Origin of the sequence: Crenothrix polyspora (assembly GCF_900163755.1) — a bacterium.
GTDB classification, from domain to species: domain Bacteria; phylum Pseudomonadota; class Gammaproteobacteria; order Methylococcales; family Methylomonadaceae; genus Crenothrix; species Crenothrix polyspora.
The window spans coordinates 17,435-36,557 of sequence record NZ_FUKI01000144.1; the positions used below are offsets into that span (position 1 = coordinate 17,435).

A 19,123-nucleotide genomic window follows, 5' to 3' on the forward strand; every position below is an offset into this window, starting at 1 on the left:
AATCTATGTCCGCAACCGATTCCAGTAACGCTTCTATTACCGCTATTTTGTACGCTTTTTCTGCTAACTTAGCCATTGCTATCGCCAAAACCGGTATTGCCTTGTGGACAGGATCGGGGTCTTTATTAGCCGAAGCCATTCATTCTTACGCCGATTGCAGCAATCAAATCTTGTTGTTTATTGGCCTTAAGCGATCCGCCAAGGAAGCCACTCGTAAACACCCGATGGGTTATGGTCGCGAGTCTTATATTTGGTCAATGATGGTGGCGGTGATTTTGTTTTCTATTGGTGGGGTGTTTTCTGTGCATGAGGGCTGGCTGCGTTATAACGCGCCCCACGCCGTAGAAAATGCCGGTATTGCGTTAGTGGTGTTGTTGATTGCTGTGGTTATGGAAGCGTTTTCTTTAAAAGGTGCGACCGATGCCATGCAAAGCGAAAAAGCGGGACGCTCGATGTGGCAATGGTTTCGGGAAACCCATTCCAGTGAATTAATGGTGATTGTTGGTGAAGACATTGCCGCCTTGATTGGTTTAGTGATTGCCCTGATTACCTTGGGTTTAACCATGCTGACTGGCAATGTGGCTTACGATGCGGTGGGCTCTATTTTAATTGGTGTGTTGTTGATTGTAGTGGCGACGTTAATCGGTATAGAAGTGCATTCTTTGTTGATCGGCGAAACTGAAGATGATATTCGCGCTAAGGTAGAACAGTATCTGGAAAGCCAGCCCAGTGTGGTAAAGGTGTTGAATATTTGGGCAATTAATCATGGTAAGGCGGTAATGCTAACCATAAAAGCCGAGTTTAAGCCGGAGATGACGGTATTGCAGGCAGTGAATGACATCAATGCGATGGAAAAGCAGATTAAAGCCACGCATACGCGTATTAAATGGGTGTTTTTTGAGTTGGATAATGCGGATTGAGGCGGTTAAACAGTCTGGTTTTGTTAATGCGTGTTAAGACCATAATGTCATCGCTTTAGGGTTACCAAGGGAAACTCAAATGGGCGATATGCGAGCCATCCATTGCTTTAGGCAACAGACATTGACACCTGGGTGAAAGACTTACGCTTGATGTTGCACAAGAATACGCCGAAACGCCAGCGGGTCTTTTTGCTGCACTAACTCGCCCGTACGCGCACGATTTTGATGTGCCAAACGTGCTAACCAAAACCGCAGTGCCGCCCTTCTAAGCATCACCGACCACCGTTGTTGCTCAACCACTTCCAGTGGCCGCTTGCATTGATAAGCTGATAATAACGCGGCTATTTTTTCAGGATTGATAACACCGTCATCACAGCACCAGTCATTAACTGCTATCGCCACATCAAACAACAACTCACCGTGGCAGGCACTGTAAAAATCCAGCATGCCACTGAATTGGCCACTTTCAAACAGCACATTGTCTCTGAATAAATCAGCATGAATAAGCCCCATCGGCATGGCAATATTGTGTTGATTTTGAAAAGCTAATTCATTATCAACAAGGTTTTTATCTTCGTTTGATAACTGCGGTACCAAGCTATCAAATAAGCGCTTTAGGCTCGTTAAATTGTTGGGGTTTTGGGTGGGGAATAGATAGCCTTGCGTACACGTATGTAGCTTTGCAAGCTGTAGACCGATTTGCGTGCAATGCTCAAGCGTTGGTGTTATGAGAGCAGTACCCACCAGTCGCTGGCAAAGCAGTGCTGTTTTATGGTTAAGCCGCTTTAGCGGCTGACCGTGCCGATCATGTTGTGGGCAGGGAACGCACAGTTGATTATCTGCTAAATGCCGCAACAATTTCACCACGGGATCGACATCTATATCAGTCATATCCTCAAACAGGGTTAACACAAACTCGCCCTGCGTGGTGGTGACAAAATAATTGCTGTTGACCATGCCTTCTTTTATGCCGGTATAAGAGATTACCGCACCCAGATGATAGTGGCTAAAAAAATCATCCAATTGTGTACGTGTTACGTGGGTATAAACAGACATGGCTTCCTAAAAATTTAACAAAATACTGAGCGCTAAAAATCCCAAGATAGTTCTGTGAATACGAGGTGTAAACGCCAACGCTGCCACCAGTGCAGCTCGATTTAGCGGCCTTATCGAATCACCCAGCATCGGCTTGGCTTTTAACTGGCCGTGATACACCGCATCCCCGCCTAAAGCCACCGCCAATGCACCGGCCATTGCTGCAATAGGATAACCGGCATTGGGGCTTTCCAGTTTATGGCCATCACGCCACAGACAATGCAAGGCACGGATTTTATCGTCGGCCAACACAGTAATCAATAGCGCCGTTAATCGCGCTGGCAGGTAATTGGCGATATCATCCACAATAGCGGCGCTTTTGCCAAAGTAAAAATAGCGAGGGGTTTTATAGGCAATCATCGAATCCATCGTGTTAATGGCTTTGTACACCGCAATCCCTGGTAAGCCAAACAACAGCAGATAAAACAATGGCGCAATCACGCCATCACTGAGATTTTCCGCCCAGGTTTCTATGGCGGCTTTGTAGACATCGGTTGCGTTCATAGCCTGTGTATCACGACTCACCAGCATAGCGACGGCTTGTTTAGGATCATGTGCAGTAAGTACACTGGCCACACTGCTGTGCAACATATTCATTGCCAAGCCAGTGGATGCCAGCAACGCTTGTATCAGCAACGATACGCTATCGGGTAACAAGCCACACAGCATTATTAAGCTGATGCTAATGAGCCAGGTTAGCATTAATAAACTAAGTACCAATAACGCGCCGGGAAAAATACGGTCACGGTAAAAGCGCCGTTCAAAAGCGTTGATAAAATCACCCATAAACTGTACCGGGTGTTTACATGGAAACTCACCGAACAGGTAATCAATCAGATAGGCTAAGGCGGCTAGCTCAAACATGGGCTAAAGCGTGCGCCAGCTGTTGTATGCTTAATTGATCCTTTACCGCAAAGCGCACATGCAGCTTGTCCAGCCCCACAAAACTATCACACACACGAATTAAAATTCGCGCTGGTTCCAGTGCTGTTTGCAACGCATCGCCAGTTAAATCACCAGCCAAGCGCACTAACAGAAAATTAGTAGCACTGGGGTAGATATGCACAAACAGGCCGGAATTTTCCAATGCCTGGTAAAGTAACTCGCGCAAGCGTGCAGAGTGTTGTTGGGTTTGGCTGATGAAATCACTATTGGCCAAGGCGCGTTGCATATAGGCCATATCAAAGGTGGACAATTTCCACGCCGGTTCATAGTGCTTTAGTGCCTTAATTGCTGTGGCAGTGGCACTGATAAAGCCAACACGAATCCCCGCACAACCATAAAACTTACTCAAGGATTTAATTATATACAGCTTAGGGTGCTGGTTAATGTGCGTGAGTGCTGATTTTGCTCCTGTACAAAAATCCAGGAATGATTCATCAATAATCACCGTGCAATCCGCTTGTTGCCAGCCTAACAACAAGGTTTGCAGGTCGTATAGCTGGCCATCGGGGGTGGCTGGATTGACAAACACTATTGTGCTGCCACGGGGTATAGGCGTATCTACCTTATCTTGCAAGCGATTGATGATGGTAAATGCACAACCCAGTTGCTGGCTTATCCGTGCATATTCGCCGTACAACGGTGCGTAAAGCACTAACTGTTCAGGCTGTAGAAAACGCAGTAGGGCAAAGATGGCAGCACTTGCGCCATTAAATACTTCACAATCGGTATCGGTTGAATGCGGGTAGCGTTGTTTAAAAGCTTGTTTGAGTAAGTTGTAATCAGGGTCGGCGTAAGGGCTTAGATTAATGCTGTGCAAGCAGGTAACATCAAGCGCTTGCTGCGGATTAATATTGGCAGAAAAATCCAGCACCTGTTCCGGCAAGCAGCCAAGGCGCTGGGCAAACTGATAGATGTTGCCGCCGTGCATCGGGTTAACCAAGGCTCAAGCGTATTGTTGCGCCCACTGGCGGATAATATGATGAATTTGTTGCAAACCATCGGTTAATGCCGCCGGGCCAGGTTGCAGGATGTCGCAAGATTTTATCTCAAACAACTGGTTGTTTTGTAAGGCAGGAATAGCATCCCAACCTGGCCTGTCTGCAACATGATCGGGGCGAAATTTCTTGCCGCACCACGAGCCGATGATAATATCCGGCGCACGCCGTACCACTTCCAACGGGTCAGCAATAATGCGGAATTTTGCCGATTGTTGGGTAGACATCTCAACAAAACAATCCACACCACCGGCTATGGCGATGAGTTCTGATACCCAGCGGATACCGGAAATCATTGGCTCATCCCATTCCTCAAAATACACGCACGGACGGCGTGGTAATGTGGCCGCGTCCGCTTGCAGGGCGGCGATATTGGCCCGGTATTGGGCAACGAGTGTGTTGGCTTTTTCCGGCACGCCGACCATTGCGCCGAGCAGGGCAACCATCTGCAAAATACCCTCCACCGAACGCTGGTTAAACACATGCACGGCAATGCCTGCACGGATCAGTTCCGCTGCAATATCGGCTTGCAGGTCGGAAAAGCCCAACACCAAATCCGGCTCCAGTGCCAGTATCTTATCGATCTTGGCGCTGGTAAAAGCCGACACCTTGGGCTTCTCCTTACGCGCCTGTGCTGGCCGCACGGTAAAGCCGGATATACCCACAATGCGTTGCTGTTCACCGAGCAGGTATAGCGTCTCGGTAGTTTCTTCAGTCAGGCAAACGATGCGGGAGGGATAGCTCATCGAACAGTTTTGCGGCCATCTTGTGTCGCTGCCACGGCTTTAATCAGCTTAACCAGTGCATAACCAACTATGCCGTAAATGAGAGTAGAACTCATGTACAAAGGATAATAATGCGCAACGCGATCCAGGTATTGCAGCCATGACATTTCGGTGTAACGGTCTGAAAACACGTAAAAACTGCCATTGGAAATAACAAAAGCCAGTGAGGTGGCCAGAGCCAACAAGCCCATAGCACCTACGGACAGGGTGACTTCTGTGCCTTTCATGGTGGCCATGGTTGAACAATAACGTCCTGCGTACCACATGACCGCATAGGTAGGAATCAAGAAGGCGTAAGCCGGTGTCACACACCAGGCGCTGGTGCCATTGGCGATAGCGACATAATCAATTAATGCGGCCAGTGCCAACAAAAAAGCCAGCAACATTTTTTTACGGAAAAATCCGGCAAAGAAAAACACCGCCAACGAGGCATCCGGCAAATGCAGCGCATCGCCAAAGTGGTGGAAACGCGTCAACACCATGGCGGCAATTAAGGGGATGGGTAGGTAGTCGGATTTTAGGTAGCGGTTTATATTCATGGGGTTCTCCAAGGTTTTGTTATTGATCAAAAAGATCGGAATGTGTGCCAGTACGTTCAAAGTAAACTATGTTGCCATCTATACTGTAAATTAATACCTAATCGGGTTCGATATGAACATCCCGGCTAGGTTTCCACTCACCTTTCAGGGGATGATCATTCAGCACAGGCGGTAAAGGTTGGCCAGCCAACAACAAACCGATAACTTCACGCAATTTGTTCATATTCCTGCCGCGCTTTTCCGCTAGCTTCACGTCACGCTTGAAGCGATTGGTATATTTTGGCAAACGCATCAAATACCCAATTGCTTAAACAGGTCTTCTGCGCTGGTGGCACTGAATACCTCTTCACCTCGGCGGCACTTGCGAATCGTTTCAGCGGTCAAAGCATTAGGTGTTTCATTATTTTCTATATAAAGTCGCATCAAATCACGGATAATCTGCGCCGCTGGCTGATGTTTACTGGCCGCTAGCCCCATAAACTGGTCGCGCAATTCTGATTCCATCTTGATCGACATTTGTACTTCTTTGGCCATGCTAGCCTCGCTCAGTGAATAAATAACACAGCTATCTTAGAAGGTATCCATGCGGTATGCAATGGATACCCCAGCGATAAAATGCACAACCCCTTTGAAAGCACACGGCTTAAAACCAGCCAGCCCTAGCTATGATTTAGTTATTGTAGTGAATGGATAAAAAGTAATTCATCCCCTGCGTATTATACGTGTTAACGGTCTGGTAATCCTTATCCAAAAGATTGTTCAACTTGGCGCTTAACATCCAGTTTTTGTTGATGTGGTAGGCAGCGCGTAGGTCTACGGTGACATAACCTGCCGCCCTGCCGGTAAAGGTTGCCGAACGATCACCTTGAGCCAATACATTAACACCTATATCCACTTGTTGAAATGAGCGCGATACATCAAACGACAAGCTTTTTTCAGAGCGACTATCCAGGCGTTTATCGGTAATCCTGTTACGGGGGCTTAATAGATTCATATTCAGCTTGGTGTTCCAGCCTAAAATATGCGTGCCGATTTCAGCCTCAATACCATCAATCTGGGCTTTATTGACATTTTTAGGTGGCCAGCCTGAAATTAAATTATCAACATCCGTATGATAAGCCCGCAACTCCCATTCCACCGTGTTATTGCTACCGGGCAAATTGTGATCCCCGGCCAAACCCACCTCAACAGAAGTTGATTCTTCTGGCTGCAAATTAGGGTTACCACCGCCAAAGCCGGTATCTGGCCAAAAAAGCTGGTTAAAGGTGGGCGTTTTAAACGCATTACCAAAATTGGCAAACGTACTAAGGCCATAAGCCCAATTAGACCGTATCCCGACATTACCAGTGACATAATTACCGGATTTTTCATTTTTGTCCCAACGTACTGAAGCGTTGACAAAATGTTTATCAAAAAACTGGCCTTGGTATTCACCAAATACGCCTACGTCATAACGCGATAGCTCATTGTAGGTGTCAAAACCAGTATTGAATTTATCAAGGTCGCCTGTTTCGACCTCATCCAGGCGGTAATCAGATCCTAAAATAAGTTGATGGTTATCGGTAATATCAAACTGGTTCAGCCAACTGGCATTCCAGCGTGTGGTGTTAAAACGGCCATCAGGCGTATTATTTTTGTCGGATAAAAACGTATCCGACTCATCACGGCTTTGCCCTAAACGCAAAGTGGAACGCCAGTTATCGGCAATATCCATACTGCCTGACAAGCCAATCGTTTGAGTAATAAATTCTGCGTGGTCACCACCAAAAGCGGAATCGTACTCTGTTGAGCCTTCTGCCCGTATAAAAGAGGCTTCTACCTCGGCATTATTGTCAAAGCGATGTCCAGCACGGGCATTCATAGCGGTATTTTGATAGCCGTCTCTGTCGGGCTGGCTAAAGCCGAATTGACCTAGAATGGGTTGACGAGCATTAATGCCTTCGGTACCAAGCGAAGATGCGCCTAGATTATACCAACTGTTTTTCCACTTACCACTCACATTACCTGCTGTACGGTAGGTATCGTAAGAACCACCACCGGCATTCAGACTGAACTGGGGCTTGTCGGAATTGCCCCCTTTGCGGGTAAAAATCTGGATAACGCCACCAATGGCTTCTGAACCGTACAAACTGGATTGCGGGCCACGGATAATTTCTACCCGCTCAACTTGATCGATAGGGACAAATTCAAATGGTGATGTCCCGGTCGTCGCAGACCCCATTTTAATACCATCAATCAATACCAGCACATGGTCAGAATTAGTGCCGCGCATAAAAACGCTGGTATTTTTTCCTAATCCCCCGTTTTGGGTCATATCAAGCCCCGTCGTGCCGCGCAAAAGCTCCGGCAAGGTATTAACTTGTAAACGCTCAATGTCGTTGCGGGTATAAACCGTGGATGCAGCCGACAGCTGTTTTTTAGGGGTGTCGGAACGCATTGCGCTGACCACCATTTCTGGCAAGTCCACTGCGGCTTGGGTTGGGTCGTTTGGGGTTTGTGCGTGTAACAGCGGTGTATGCACACTGGCAAGCAAAATTGAACTATAAAGAATTTTTTTCATGGATGACTTCTGCGCCGCCCGCGCATGACAGTGAATAAATCACAGCGGAGGACAGACGAAGACGCAGGCCGACATAAAGCCGACTTCCTTCGTAACACAGCCCTCCGCTGTGCCGAATATGCTTACAGGCAGGTCTCCGGGCTTATCAGTGGTAATTTGGATTACCTGAACCATCACCTTCCCATGCGTAAACACAGTGGCACTCGATGATTCTTTACTGGCATACCGTTGCGGGGGCAGCGTCGGATTGGGGTAAACTTAACCGACTTCCCGTTTAATCCTCAGGTTGTGAAACCCTGTGGAACCTTAAAGCAGGGTGCAATTATAGTCTATTAGTTTGATAATGCAAATAATACGCCGTACTCTTAACCAGTTTTAACAATTCAATTCAGAGGGCTAATGAAAACCGCACTACTCGCAGGCACACATTCCGGCTGTGGCAAAACCACGTTGACACTGGCCTTATTACAGTATTTTCGAAACGATCAGCACAACATCGTGTCGTTTAAATCGGGCCCGGATTTTCTCGATCCACTCTGGCATCAGGCCGTAACTGGCAAGCCTTCATATAATTTGGACACCCGTATGATGGGTGCTACTGCCTGCCGCGCACAATTGCACCAACAAGCCCAATATGCCGAGATTGCCTTGATTGAAGGGGTCATGGGCTTGTTTGATGGCTATGCCGGTGTGGGCGGCGCAGGTTCCAGTGTTGATTTGGCCAGAGTCTTAGAGTGTCCAGTGATTTTAGTGGTCGATGCTGGCGGCATGAGTGGCACAATTGCCGCCATAGCCACTGGCTTTTATCAGCTTGCCGAACAAAGAAACGTGCGTATCTCCGGCATTATCGCCAACAGAGTTGGCGGCGAATACCATGCCGGGCTGTTACGGCAAGCACTGGCTGAATATCACTTGCCACCGTTAGTCGCCTGGATGGAACGCAGCGACACGGTATTAACCGAGCGGCATTTAGGCTTAACAATGCCCGATGAAACCCTGCTCCCTGATTTTACCAGCGCCCTGCATGTTGATCATGATTTACTGCTGCAAGCGTTTGCAGAGATTTCACCTACCACGCAAACCACACCTCATGCACCCAAGCTACAAGGCAAAACCATCGCTATCGCCAAGGACAATGCCTGTTGCTTTATTTATCCGGCTAATCTGGATTGGTTAAGCAGCCACGGTGCAACACTGGTGTTTTTCTCGCCTGTGGCTGGAGAACCCGTACCGGAAAATACAGATGGCGTATGGTTGCCAGGTGGCTATCCTGAATTACATGCACAGCAATTGTCGGAATCTAACAGCTGGGCATCACTACACGCATTCGCCGATGCAGGAAAGCCTATCTTGGCAGAATGTGGCGGTGCAATGCTACTGGGGAAAACCCTGGTGGATGTGGAGGGCAAACACTGGCCAATGGCGGGGATTTTCCCGTATAGCTCGGTGATGCAGCCGCGCTTGGTGGCCTTAGGGCATCGGGAAGAAACCTCCGGCGTTACCGGCCATGAGTTCCATTACTCCAAACGCGAACACGATGAGGGCTTGACACCGGCTTTTGATGTCGCACAAGGCGATAAGGGTGTGCGCTATAACAACGTCCGCGCCTCTTATGTGCATTGGTATTTTGCCACCGAACGCCATCAAGCCAGCATGTGGTTTACGGCTGGCAGCTAAGGCAAAACACTGTTGAACGGTTGGATAGCCTGACTTCCTGCAACGGCTGGCGACACTGCACACACGGCAGGCCTGTCCTTCCATACACCCGCAATTGTTGTTGAAAATAACCCGGTTTCCCCGCTTCGTTGACAAAATCACGCAGTGTTGTGCCACCTTGCTGTATGGCATTGGCTAAAGCAGTGCGGATGCACTCGGCCAGCGTGTCATACTCGGCCAAAGTAATCTGGCCTGCGTGTTTAAGCGGATGGATTCCGGCCATAAACAAGGCCTCATTCGCATAAATATTGCCGACACCCACCACAACGTGGCTGTCCATAATGAACGATTTGACCGGCACTTTGCGGTTTTTGGCGCGAATGTGCAGATGTGTACCCGTGAAATCAGCCAATAATGGCTCAGGCCCCAAGTCTTTGAGCAACTTATGTTCGGCAATCGGATCGGTTGTCCACAATACCGCACCAAAGCGGCGCGGGTCGTTATAGCGCAGGATGACATCTTTGCCGAACACGAAATCGATATGGTCGTGGGTTTTGATGGCTTGCTGGCGCGAAACCACCAAGCAACGTTCAATACCAATGTCCGGTAGACGTATTGTGGCGGATTATCTAGCGGCGAATTCACTCTGCAATTTTGTTCTGTCGAATAAATGTGTTTTATCGTTCACCCAGCGAACTGGAAATCGTCTTAAACACCGGCTTGGTCAAATAAGTCAGCACCGTGCGATCCTTGGCCTTAATATCAACACTGGCGGTCATGCCGGGCAGTACTTTAATCGCGTTGTCTTTCGTGGCATCCAATTTTTTCCGGTCGATACGAATTTGTACACGGTAATAGATAAATGCGCCTTTCTTGGTGTCCTCTTCCAGCGTATCAGGGCTGATGTAAATAACATTGCCCGGCATAGTGCCAAAAATCGCGTAATCGTAGGAATCCAGCTTAACGCTGGTGCTTTGGCCGATACTGACATTGGCAATATCCGCCGGTGACACTTTGGCTTCGACCACCAGATCGCCACTGGTCGGTAAAATATCCAAAATAATATCGCCAGGCTTAACCACGCCGCCCAAGGTATTGATCTTAATTTCCTTCACAATACCATCGACCGGCGATGTCAACACGGTTTGGCTTAAGATTTGTGATCTGTCGCGCAACATTTCAGTTTGGGTGTTCAGATCTTCCTGCGCCTTGGTCATTTCCGTCTGAGCATCTTGAAAGTATTTATTGTTCTTGTTGGTGATCTGGGCTTTAATCTCGGCGACCTGGCGTTTTAAGCGTAACACATCAGACACGCTGACATCACCGGTAGCCTCCAGCTTTTGGTTCATGGTTAATTCCTGATGCGCCAGTGCCAGCATGTCGTTAAGTGCCGCCACATCTTGCTCAATGGCCATTTTGCGTTTCAAATACAGGTTTTTCTGGTTGGAGACAAATTCAGTATAGGCTTTAACATCCGCTGGGATAACAAACGGCTTGCCATATACCTCAGCTTGTAATCTGGCTACGGTAATCCGTAACGCTGCCACTTTGCCGCTAGAATCTTCAACCGCCGCCTTGGCACGTTCTTTTTGCAAGGTGACCAACACCTCGCCTTTTTTAACGTGCCCGCCTTCTTTAACATGTACGCGGGTAATCACCCCGCCATCGGCAGATTGCACACTTTGGGTGCGCTCGCTGGCAATTACCTGGGCTTGAGCATGGGTCACTTGGCTGATTTCAGAAACAGAAGCCCAATAAATAAGCGCCCCTAAACCCAGCACAGTAAATCGAATTGTCCACCTTGCACGGTGATAATGCGGTACTTCGGTATCGTAAACGCTGATATCGTAATCCATAATGCTCTCCTTAAGTCGTGGCTAGCTGGGTAGATTGGCCAGGCTGTTTGGGGGCAAGCGGCGGCGAGTTTTGCGCCAGGCGTGCTATCACGTCATCACGCGGGCCATCCAGCACTATCTGGTTGCCAGAAATAATAATCAAGCGATTGACCAGCGGCAGCAAAGAGGTTTTATGGGTGACGACGATCAAGGTTTTCGTACCGGCTAAATCACTGGCCAAAATATTCAGGCAGCGGCGCTCTTGTTCATCGTCCATTGACGCGGTGGGCTCATCCAGTAAGATAATGTCGGAATTGCACAATAAAATACGCGTGAAGGCCACCAGCTGTTTTTGACCACCGGACAGACCTTTGCCACCTTCCTGAATTTGCAGTTCCAGGCCGCTGGGGTGCGAACTGACCAAATTGATTAACCCCGTGCGCTTTAAAGCTTCGTAAATAATTTGGTCGCCAGGATCGGGCGTGCCAATTAACAAGTTATCCCTGAGACTGCCCTGAAATAAGCGATGGTCTTGTTGTAAATAACCGATGTGCTGGTTAAGCACATGGCGGTCAATATGCGATAAATCCAGATCGTCCAATAAGATACGCCCAGTGCTGGGTTTGTAAAGCCCCGATAACAAGCGCAATAACGTCGATTTGCCAGAGCCTACCGGCCCTAAAATACCAATGCGCTCACCAGGTCGAATGCTTAACTGACTGATGCTGATGGCGGTGGGATTTTTGCCGTAAGCAAAATCCACGTCTTTGAGTAAAAAATGCCCTTCTATATGGCTGGGGGTTAGTGGTCTGCTAATACCGCTGTAATCAGCGTCCAAACTAAACAAGCGGTTTAGGCCATCGGTAGCGGCCTTGGCATGGCCTTGTTGTACCAACAGGCCGGGTATGCTTAATATAGGCGCGAGTACCCGACCACTTAAGATGGAGCTGGCAATTAATGCCCCGGTGGTCATGTCACCGTCCATCACCGCCACCGAACCGATGACAATAATCAGGCTGTAGGTCAGTTGCTGCATGGCACTGCTAAAATAGCCCAGGGTTTCGCTGCTGTGGCGCATTTGTAAATCATTGTGGATAGTTTTGCTGTTCACTTGCAACCATTTCGACAAAAACTTCCAGCCGCCAGAACCCGCCTTGATGGTTTCTACGCCTTCTACCGCTTCCACCAGCAAGCCGGTTTTTTTGTTGGATTCTTCCGCACCGGCCAGTGCCAAACGGTTTATTTTAGAACGCATCATCAGCCCCAACAACACCCCGACAATCACCGCCACCAGTGGTACAGCGGCGACTAGTGGGGTGGCTATTGCGGCGATGACGACAATAAACAGCAACGCCATCGGCACGTCTACCCATGCGAATAAGCTGCTGGCGGTATAAAAAGATCGCACTTGTTCGTAACCACGAATCTGACTGGCCAACGATCCTACCGAGCCAGGCATCTGGTCTATCCGCACATTGAGCAAGCGCTGGAAAATCTCCCGTGACAGCTTCGCATCCAGCGTTAGCGACACGGTGTCCATAATCTTGGAACGGGCAAATTTCATCGCCAGTTCTATCAAAATCACCAGGCACACACCTACGCCCAGCACATACAGTGTTGCGCTACTTTGCGTCGGGATAACGCGGTCGTAAACCTGCATGGAAAATAATGATGCAGCCAGATTGAGAAAATTAATGAACGCGGTGGCTAACACCGCTTCCACCAGAATAGAGCGGTGTGCCAAAAAAATTTTGCGTGCCAGTTGCCCAAATTGTGCAGGGCCAGTACTGGCGTGGAACGTGGGTTTTTTAAACTGAATAATCAGTAAATCAGTGACGTGCGCGGGTATTTTTTTAATGCCTTGGGCGTGTTCAAAAATTAATTCATCCAAACTGGATTTTTGCTGGATGACCCCCCAGCCATGTAACGGGCTGAGCACTAAAAATGGCATCTGGCTGAGATCAATTTTTTGGGTTTGTTTGGGTTGTGTTAATCCGACCAAGCCGCAAAGTTTGGCTATTTTTTTAAAGTTATCTGGGTTGTCCTGTTGATGCGCCAACCCCATGTTAAGCCTAAGTGAATCCAGTGCCACGCCATGAATGGCAGATATCCGGTTGAAAGCCCACATCAGTTGATCTTTGTGCATCTGCGTTATAACCCGTTGTTGTACTGTTTAAATTCGCCGCTTTTAACCATGAGTTTGTAGGCACTGCTGACTAGCGATGTTTTAGTATGCACTACCGCCAGCTTGTTTTGCGTCAGCTCACGCAGGGCATTTAGCACGTCAAACCAAGTGCGTTTGCCGGCAACAAACTGCCTTTTATACGAGTCCAATACCATTGCCGAGGCATCTACCGAGCTGCTCAGCATATCCTCGCGTTGTTTATTGCTCAAAGCATCCTGAATGTCTGCATTCATAGATTCCAATATATCTAAGCGAGCCGCTTCAATGGCGTTGCGTGCGCCCTCGGCACGGATGGCGGCAGCTTTTGCTGCTTCATAAGATGATAAGCCCGCGCCGGGTTGATAATTAACGCCTAAGGTAAAGCGGCTATCACTGCTATTGTTAAAATTACTGCCACCATTCAGTGTGTATTGGTAGCCTAAGTTGACTGTGGGGTAATACGCGGCTTTTTTAATTTTATGACGGGCTTTTAATACCTCAACCTCTTTTTGTGCTTGTAATACTGTGGGGTACTCATTGGCGGTATTGGTTAAAAAACTGTTAATGTCAGCTAATAGCTTGGTTTCTAGCCATTTTTTGGCGAGCTTAACTTGTGATTCAAGTGTGGGTATGCCATCCAGTTCGGTATCCGAATAGCCAAAATTGGTCAGTTGTCTGATTTGAATTTTGGCGATCTGGTTAGTCGCCTTGGCAGACTGTATGTCGGCAAGTGCTTGCTGGATACGTGTTAATACCAGTTGCAATTCTATTTGTGGTGAAACCCCAGCCGCCACGCGCCGTTCCATAAACTGGCGATAGTTTTCTAAATTGTCTAATATTTCGCTATTGATTTTGATGCTGTTTTGTGTATCGACTAGATTTTGCCATGCCGACACGGCTCTCAATGCAATGGTATACGTGGTAATGTCTTTTTTAGCTTCAGCACTTTCAACCAAACGCTCGGCTTCTTCAATTTGTCCGCTAATTTTACCGCCGGTCCAAATAGGCTGTTGAATTTGAAAGGTAGGGCTGAATCGACCGGAATCATTGAGATTGGTGGATGCTGATAATGTGGGATAGCGCTGCATATCGGCGGCGCTTTTATCGCCTTGGCTGGCATTGACATCGGCTTCAGCTGACAAAATAGCAGGGTAGGCAGCGGTGTTTGAAATAACATCGTTTAAATTAATCAGCGCAGTAGGTTTTATGGCGGTCGCTTCTGGTGTCGATGTTTTGTTGATAAACAAAGTGTTGTTTATTGTATCTTTAACGGGGGCTGGTACGTGATCAACAACAGTGTCTTGTAGAACGTTATCAGTAATCAGTACATCGTGTTCAGCCGTATAGCCAGTGACTGCGTATAGCACTGCAAGATTGAGTATTATTTTGGGGATTTTCATACAGATGAGTTCAATTCCGTAGGGCATTCAGTCGTTATCGTGTGGTAACCAGTGACTGAAAGATTGCCTGTTGTTTTATGTGCAATGTCTCCCGTAGGTATTGATGGTGTTTCAATAAATAGGCTATCAACTTAAAACGGGACACAGGACGACACGCAGGGTGGGCAGGCTGTTTTGTTCACCAGCCAAGCGCGATAAAATCCTATGTGGGCAGAAAAGCATTGCCCACCCTACAGTTGCAATTGTCCCGTTTAAAGTTAGTAGCCAATAAATATACAAAAAATGTAAACCTACTGGCACAAGTCTAGTAGAAGTTTTGAATATGTGTTTTATAAATTGCAAAAATAGTAATAAATAGTCGACTATTTGCTTTTTTCAATGGTGATTATTCCGATTTGTGTTGGGTTAACTACCCAGAATTTGAATACTCCAAAACACTAAAAAACCACTGAATAATACCAGTGTCGAAATGGATTTTTCTTCCACCTCATGGGCTTCTATCAATAACTCTTCTGTTACCAGATACAGCAATGCTGCGGCACTGAAAGATAAAACCGCGCCGATAACCGCAGGTGAGGAATCGGCCAGCAGAAAATTACCCAAAAAAGCAAACAAAAATACCGTTGTGCCTAACGCGCCAGAAATCCAGACAATACGCCAGCCTTTGACTGTTTCAGAGGTGAGCGCCAAGCCAAGAAATAACAATTCAACCGATAAGCCCAAAGCTAAAATCATCCCCGTTGAACCACCTGCCGCAAAACCTGCGCCGATGATAAAGCCATCCATCGCGACATCCAGAAATGTTGCCAACATTAAGCCGATATTGAGACCGCTGGATTGCTCTTCCAATGATGCGTTATGCTCTAATTTTATCGTCCATAATTTTAACGCATACATAAATAATGAACCGAACGCGAATGAGCCAATTAATACCGGGCCAGGTGCATGTTCGCGTTCAATTTCGGGCAATAGTTCAACCGCCAGTGCCGCTAATACCACGCCAGCCGCGAAATGTTGGATTAAGCTGCGTGTGGCGTGGCTCGGTTTCCATATGGATGCCAAAATTCCACCGAACAGGGCGATACTGGCGGGAATCGCCATGATGAGTAGGTTGTGTAGTGTAATGTTTATAGGCATGTATTTTTAAAAAGAGGGTGAATTTAATAAGGTGATAACGTTAAGCGTTATGATCAGCATTGCAAGTACAGTGGGTCTATTATTAGCAGCTAATGATGATTAGGAACGTGCATGAAATAACTTGAACAACTTAAACGGCACCACCGTTCGTGCTGAGCCTGTCGAAGCATGAACTTGCTCAAGTTATTTCGTGCGCGTTCCTTAGGTGATTTTTAATAATGAATTTACCAAAAAAGTTATCCACGAAAAACAGGTTTTATTTGGGATATTTTTCGTGGAAATTATCTTATGCTGTTACGCCGACAATTTGACAGCTGTGGCTGCGCTAGGACGATTTTTGTACGCAGTTAATCTCTTTTCCAAAAAAGAACCAGCGCAAAAAGCCCTAAAATAACCCCAGGCACAATAAAAAAGTCACTTTGTGATTGTTCCCAATTTTCCGTGCCTCTGCGCATTACCGGATCGGTTGCTTCAGAATTTTTTATAGAAAAATGCGGGCTCGGTGATAAAGTCGATACAAATGTATTGGTATTAGCATAGGCAAACAGCTGAGGACTGAATAAACAAGTCAATAAAATGACGCTAGCTAAACGTGAAGTTATTTTTTTCATCAGGGTTTATCTCCAAATTAGTTTTGTAAAATAATGCCTTGGCTTAATAAGCTATTAAAAATATAAGTGATTTTTATTAACTGCCATTGGCTTGATAAGTTTACGCTAAAATAGCTTTGTTATATATTCAGGCTAACCTTGTAAAGCAAGGCAGCTTTTAAAAATCGTTTGTAGAGCGCTGTCGAACTATAAAGCACAAGCCCTTTACAAGCTAGGGCGGACGGATGTTGCCTTACGTGGGCTAGTTTACATTCAGCTTAATTGGCCAAACTTAGCGATAGGATAATTGCTTTTTTATGACACAAGCACAGTTTTTTCTTGATATTTCCATTAGTACCCAGCAGTTAAGTATTATTGAAAAGGGATGTTTAATTGCGTGTTACCCCGTATCGACTGCTAAAAATGGTGCGGGTGAATTAAAAGGCAGTGAGTGTACACCGCGTGGCTGGCATAACATTCGTGCAAAAATTGGTGATAAACAACCTTTGCAAAGCGTTTTTAAGGGCAGGCGACCCACTGGCGAAGTTTACAGCGCAGCATTAGGCCAGCAATACCCGCAGCGGGACTGGATATTAACCCGCATCTTATGGTTAGCTGGCTTAGAGCCTGGCAAAAATCGCTACAAAGAGGTGGATACGTGTTGGCGATATATTTACATACATGGCTGTCCTGATCATTTAATGACAGGTATTGCCGATTCGCATGGTTGTATTCGCATGAAAAATGCCGATATGTTGGATTTATTTAATCGGGTGACAGTGAGAACGCAGGTGTTTATTCATGAATAGCACACGAATTGTTTTGGGTGTGGAATACGATGGGAGTCGTTTTTTCGGTTGGCAATGGCAAACCAGGCAGCGCAGTGTGCAATTGGTGTTGGAGCAGGCTTTGTCAAAAGTCGCCAATCATCCGGTGGCAGTGATTTGTGCAGGGCGTACCGATACCGGCGTGCATGCGTTAGAGCAAGTGGTGCATTTTGACACCACCGCGCAGCGTGAGATGGATGCGTGGTTATTGGGGGGCAATTGTAACTTACCGGATGAGGTGCGTATTTTATGGGTAAAGCCCGCCATTGCGGATTTTCATGCACGTTACAGCGCGGTTGCACGATTTTATCGGTATGTGATTTCTAATCGTTCGGTTAAATCGGCCTTGTCAGTAAAGCAGATGACCTGGTGTTATCCGCATTTAGATGCCGATAATATGCACAAAGCGGCGCAATATCTGTTGGGTAATCATGATTTTTCGTCGTTTCGGGCGCAAGGCTGCCAATCGAAAAGCCCGTGCCGCATGGTGTATTTTATTGATGTTTATCGTGAAGATGATCGGGTGATAATGGACATTTGTGCCAATGCGTTTTTGCACCACATGGTACGAAATATTGCCGGTGCGTTAATGGCCGTCGGCACGGGCAAGCAACCCGTGGCATGGCTGCCGTCTTTGCTGGCCGAAAAAAATCGTAAAGTGGCAGGTGTGACAGCACCGCCAGACGGATTGTATTTGGGCGGTGTGTTTTATCCTGAGCATTACGGTATGAGTAAAAATATTATTTTCACTAGATTACCGTCCGATGCGCGTCGTTTCGACTGATTGCTTACGCAGTAAAGAGCGTGTATGGTTGCAATTTTCTTAGCAGCATGTAAATTGCTTTTTATTCCCCCATATAAAATTTCCAGATGACAAATTATTTATCGTTTCAAGTACATGGCAATGCGGATCACGGTGGTGGCGGCCCTGCCGAGAATATGGAAGACGTGTTAATCTTCATCACTGAGCTTGTCGGTAAGCAGCCCTTAGAAATTCTTGCAACTTTACTGCCAGGTGTAACAGCCTTACAAAATATTCACCCCATGCTTGTGCATTTGCCAATTGCGTTTTTACTGGGATTTTTTGTAGTCGATCTAATTGGTGCTTTTGCTTATAAGCCGGCGTGGCGCAGTGTTGCCAGTTGGTTTCTTTATTTTGGTACTATTACCGCGTTGGTTACGGTGTGTGCCGGTTTTTATGCCGCCAGTACGGTAGAGCATGGTGGTGATGTGCATGAGATTATGGAGCGGCATGAACATTTGGGTTTAAGTATTCTAGGTTTGGCGTGTTTTCTGTCTTTGTGGCGCTTCAATGTAAGCAGTTTGATTTGCGATATTGCCAACACTTTTTTTATGATGTTGTCTACGTTACTGTGTATTTTGGTGTTTTTGGGTGCAGATTTAGGTGGACTGATGGTTTATAAATACGGTGTGGGCGTTGCCGGTGTACAGCAAGCATCACACGACCATAACCAAGCAACTATAATGGCACCTTCGCCGGAGACAGCTGTGGTGGTGGAAGAAACTGTGCCAGTGGATGACGGTGATCATCGGCACGATCGGGGCAGGCGGGGACGTGGTGCTGAGTAGAGCCGGTATAATACTTATGTTTTTATCCATTAAAGCGTAAAACCCCGCCGTTCAGGGCGGGGATATAAGCGATTAGCCGTCCTTC

At 47.0% G+C, this 19,123-nt stretch carries 19 protein-coding genes and 1 riboswitch; of the genes, 5 read left to right on the forward strand and 14 right to left on the reverse strand.

Annotated features, from left to right (window positions below):
* Positions 1-5: 5 nt before the first annotated feature.
* Positions 6-920 carry a cation diffusion facilitator family transporter gene (locus tag CRENPOLYSF2_RS14635; protein WP_087144691.1) on the forward strand — a complete coding sequence of 305 codons (915 nt, stop codon included), beginning with the start codon at positions 6-8 and terminating at the stop codon, positions 918-920.
* 141 nt (positions 921-1,061) lie between these two features.
* Here CRENPOLYSF2_RS14635 and CRENPOLYSF2_RS14640 read toward each other — a convergent pair whose 3' ends face one another.
* The 8 genes from CRENPOLYSF2_RS14640 to CRENPOLYSF2_RS14675 all read right to left on the reverse strand — a co-directional run bounded on the left by CRENPOLYSF2_RS14640 (position 1,062) and on the right by CRENPOLYSF2_RS14675 (position 7,839).
* Positions 1,062-1,976, reverse strand: coding sequence for a homoserine kinase (locus tag CRENPOLYSF2_RS14640; RefSeq protein ID WP_087144692.1), 915 nt, complete (start codon positions 1,974-1,976; stop codon positions 1,062-1,064).
* Positions 1,977-1,982: 6 nt separating this feature from the next.
* Positions 1,983-2,879, reverse strand: coding sequence for an adenosylcobinamide-phosphate synthase CbiB (gene cbiB, locus CRENPOLYSF2_RS14645; protein WP_087144693.1), 897 nt, complete (start codon positions 2,877-2,879; stop codon positions 1,983-1,985).
* Positions 2,872-3,888 (reverse strand): aminotransferase class I/II-fold pyridoxal phosphate-dependent enzyme, encoded by a 1,017-nt coding sequence (locus CRENPOLYSF2_RS14650; RefSeq protein ID WP_087144694.1) that lies wholly within the window; start codon positions 3,886-3,888, stop codon positions 2,872-2,874. The genes cbiB and CRENPOLYSF2_RS14650 overlap by 8 nt, the downstream gene beginning before the upstream one ends.
* Positions 3,889-3,903: 15 nt before the next feature.
* Positions 3,904-4,701 carry a cobalamin-binding protein gene (locus CRENPOLYSF2_RS14655; protein ID WP_087144695.1) on the reverse strand — a complete coding sequence of 266 codons (798 nt, stop codon included), beginning with the start codon at positions 4,699-4,701 and terminating at the stop codon, positions 3,904-3,906.
* Positions 4,698-5,279, reverse strand: a complete 582-nt coding sequence (locus tag CRENPOLYSF2_RS14660; RefSeq protein WP_087144696.1) for a hypothetical protein — start codon at positions 5,277-5,279, stop codon at positions 4,698-4,700. The genes CRENPOLYSF2_RS14655 and CRENPOLYSF2_RS14660 overlap by 4 nt, the downstream gene beginning before the upstream one ends.
* A 97-nt stretch (positions 5,280-5,376) precedes the next feature.
* The gene (locus CRENPOLYSF2_RS19380; RefSeq protein WP_272867708.1) at positions 5,377-5,571 is read right to left on the reverse strand and encodes a type II toxin-antitoxin system RelE/ParE family toxin; all 195 of its coding nucleotides are present in this window, start codon (positions 5,569-5,571) and stop codon (positions 5,377-5,379) included.
* The gene (locus CRENPOLYSF2_RS14670; protein WP_087144697.1) at positions 5,571-5,813 is read right to left on the reverse strand and encodes an addiction module antitoxin; all 243 of its coding nucleotides are present in this window, start codon (positions 5,811-5,813) and stop codon (positions 5,571-5,573) included. The genes CRENPOLYSF2_RS19380 and CRENPOLYSF2_RS14670 overlap by 1 nt, the downstream gene beginning before the upstream one ends.
* A 136-nt stretch (positions 5,814-5,949) precedes the next feature.
* Positions 5,950-7,839 carry a TonB-dependent receptor domain-containing protein gene (locus CRENPOLYSF2_RS14675; RefSeq protein WP_087144698.1) on the reverse strand — a complete coding sequence of 630 codons (1,890 nt, stop codon included), beginning with the start codon at positions 7,837-7,839 and terminating at the stop codon, positions 5,950-5,952.
* A gap of 110 nt (positions 7,840-7,949) precedes the next feature.
* Positions 7,950-8,163: riboswitch (cobalamin riboswitch) on the reverse strand.
* A gap of 75 nt (positions 8,164-8,238) precedes the next feature.
* Between CRENPOLYSF2_RS14675 and CRENPOLYSF2_RS14680 the strand changes: the two genes are divergently transcribed.
* Positions 8,239-9,516 carry a cobyrinic acid a,c-diamide synthase CobB gene (locus CRENPOLYSF2_RS14680; RefSeq protein WP_087144699.1) on the forward strand — a complete coding sequence of 426 codons (1,278 nt, stop codon included), beginning with the start codon at positions 8,239-8,241 and terminating at the stop codon, positions 9,514-9,516.
* Here CRENPOLYSF2_RS14680 and mutM read toward each other — a convergent pair.
* From mutM to CRENPOLYSF2_RS14710, 6 genes are all read right to left on the reverse strand, one after another.
* Positions 9,500-10,075 (reverse strand): bifunctional DNA-formamidopyrimidine glycosylase/DNA-(apurinic or apyrimidinic site) lyase, encoded by a 576-nt coding sequence (mutM, locus tag CRENPOLYSF2_RS14685; RefSeq protein ID WP_336469735.1) that lies wholly within the window; start codon positions 10,073-10,075, stop codon positions 9,500-9,502. The two genes, CRENPOLYSF2_RS14680 and mutM, sit on opposite strands and share 17 nt — an antisense overlap.
* A gap of 97 nt (positions 10,076-10,172) precedes the next feature.
* Positions 10,173-11,351: a beta-barrel domain-containing protein gene (locus CRENPOLYSF2_RS14690; protein WP_087144701.1), complete on the reverse strand. Its 1,179-nt coding sequence runs from the start codon at positions 11,349-11,351 to the stop codon at positions 10,173-10,175.
* A gap of 10 nt (positions 11,352-11,361) precedes the next feature.
* Complete coding sequence (locus CRENPOLYSF2_RS14695) at positions 11,362-13,476, reverse strand: ATP-binding cassette domain-containing protein (protein ID WP_087144702.1); 2,115 nt, start codon at positions 13,474-13,476, stop codon at positions 11,362-11,364.
* Positions 13,477-13,481: 5 nt separating this feature from the next.
* Positions 13,482-14,921 (reverse strand): TolC family protein, encoded by a 1,440-nt coding sequence (locus CRENPOLYSF2_RS14700; protein WP_087144703.1) that lies wholly within the window; start codon positions 14,919-14,921, stop codon positions 13,482-13,484.
* Positions 14,922-15,299: 378 nt separating this feature from the next.
* Positions 15,300-16,031, reverse strand: a complete 732-nt coding sequence (locus tag CRENPOLYSF2_RS14705) for a ZIP family metal transporter (protein WP_217884124.1) — start codon at positions 16,029-16,031, stop codon at positions 15,300-15,302.
* A gap of 347 nt (positions 16,032-16,378) precedes the next feature.
* Positions 16,379-16,642, reverse strand: coding sequence for a hypothetical protein (locus CRENPOLYSF2_RS14710; RefSeq protein ID WP_087144704.1), 264 nt, complete (start codon positions 16,640-16,642; stop codon positions 16,379-16,381).
* 296 nt (positions 16,643-16,938) lie between these two features.
* Here CRENPOLYSF2_RS14710 and CRENPOLYSF2_RS14715 point away from each other — a divergent pair, with 296 nt between their 5' ends.
* The 3 genes from CRENPOLYSF2_RS14715 (at position 16,939) to CRENPOLYSF2_RS14725 (ending at position 19,038) form a co-directional block, all read left to right on the forward strand.
* Entirely contained in the window at positions 16,939-17,430 is a 492-nt protein-coding gene (locus tag CRENPOLYSF2_RS14715) for a L,D-transpeptidase (RefSeq protein WP_087144705.1), read from the forward strand.
* Positions 17,423-18,232 (forward strand): tRNA pseudouridine(38-40) synthase TruA, encoded by an 810-nt coding sequence (gene truA, locus CRENPOLYSF2_RS14720; protein WP_087144706.1) that lies wholly within the window; start codon positions 17,423-17,425, stop codon positions 18,230-18,232. The genes CRENPOLYSF2_RS14715 and truA overlap by 8 nt, the downstream gene beginning before the upstream one ends.
* 86 nt (positions 18,233-18,318) lie before the next feature.
* On the forward strand, positions 18,319-19,038 hold the full coding sequence (locus tag CRENPOLYSF2_RS14725; RefSeq protein WP_087144707.1) for a DUF2231 domain-containing protein: 720 nt from the start codon (positions 18,319-18,321) through the stop codon (positions 19,036-19,038).
* The last annotated feature ends 85 nt before the right edge of the window (positions 19,039-19,123 follow it).

Bases quoted from the DNA above. Each gene is read 5' to 3' on its own strand.
- CRENPOLYSF2_RS14660 (WP_087144696.1), bottom strand. From the start codon at position 5,279: ATGAATATAAACCGCTACCTAAAATCCGACTACCTACCCATCCCCTTA.
- CRENPOLYSF2_RS14705 (WP_217884124.1), bottom strand. From the start codon at position 16,031: ATGCCTATAAACATTACACTACACAACCTACTCATCATGGCGATTCCC.
- truA (WP_087144706.1), top strand. From the start codon at position 17,423: ATGAATAGCACACGAATTGTTTTGGGTGTGGAATACGATGGGAGTCGT.
- CRENPOLYSF2_RS14635 (WP_087144691.1), top strand. From the start codon at position 6: ATGTCCGCAACCGATTCCAGTAACGCTTCTATTACCGCTATTTTGTAC.
- CRENPOLYSF2_RS19380 (WP_272867708.1), bottom strand. From the start codon at position 5,571: ATGCGTTTGCCAAAATATACCAATCGCTTCAAGCGTGACGTGAAGCTA.
- CRENPOLYSF2_RS14725 (WP_087144707.1), top strand. From the start codon at position 18,319: ATGACAAATTATTTATCGTTTCAAGTACATGGCAATGCGGATCACGGT.
- CRENPOLYSF2_RS14700 (WP_087144703.1), bottom strand. From the start codon at position 14,921: ATGCCCTACGGAATTGAACTCATCTGTATGAAAATCCCCAAAATAATA.
- cbiB (WP_087144693.1), bottom strand. From the start codon at position 2,879: ATGTTTGAGCTAGCCGCCTTAGCCTATCTGATTGATTACCTGTTCGGT.
- CRENPOLYSF2_RS14670 (WP_087144697.1), bottom strand. From the start codon at position 5,813: ATGGCCAAAGAAGTACAAATGTCGATCAAGATGGAATCAGAATTGCGC.
- CRENPOLYSF2_RS14710 (WP_087144704.1), bottom strand. From the start codon at position 16,642: ATGAAAAAAATAACTTCACGTTTAGCTAGCGTCATTTTATTGACTTGT.
- CRENPOLYSF2_RS14650 (WP_087144694.1), bottom strand. From the start codon at position 3,888: ATGCACGGCGGCAACATCTATCAGTTTGCCCAGCGCCTTGGCTGCTTG.
- CRENPOLYSF2_RS14690 (WP_087144701.1), bottom strand. From the start codon at position 11,351: ATGGATTACGATATCAGCGTTTACGATACCGAAGTACCGCATTATCAC.
- CRENPOLYSF2_RS14695 (WP_087144702.1), bottom strand. From the start codon at position 13,476: ATGCACAAAGATCAACTGATGTGGGCTTTCAACCGGATATCTGCCATT.
- CRENPOLYSF2_RS14640 (WP_087144692.1), bottom strand. From the start codon at position 1,976: ATGTCTGTTTATACCCACGTAACACGTACACAATTGGATGATTTTTTT.
- CRENPOLYSF2_RS14715 (WP_087144705.1), top strand. From the start codon at position 16,939: ATGACACAAGCACAGTTTTTTCTTGATATTTCCATTAGTACCCAGCAG.
- CRENPOLYSF2_RS14675 (WP_087144698.1), bottom strand. From the start codon at position 7,839: ATGAAAAAAATTCTTTATAGTTCAATTTTGCTTGCCAGTGTGCATACA.
- CRENPOLYSF2_RS14680 (WP_087144699.1), top strand. From the start codon at position 8,239: ATGAAAACCGCACTACTCGCAGGCACACATTCCGGCTGTGGCAAAACC.
- CRENPOLYSF2_RS14655 (WP_087144695.1), bottom strand. From the start codon at position 4,701: ATGAGCTATCCCTCCCGCATCGTTTGCCTGACTGAAGAAACTACCGAG.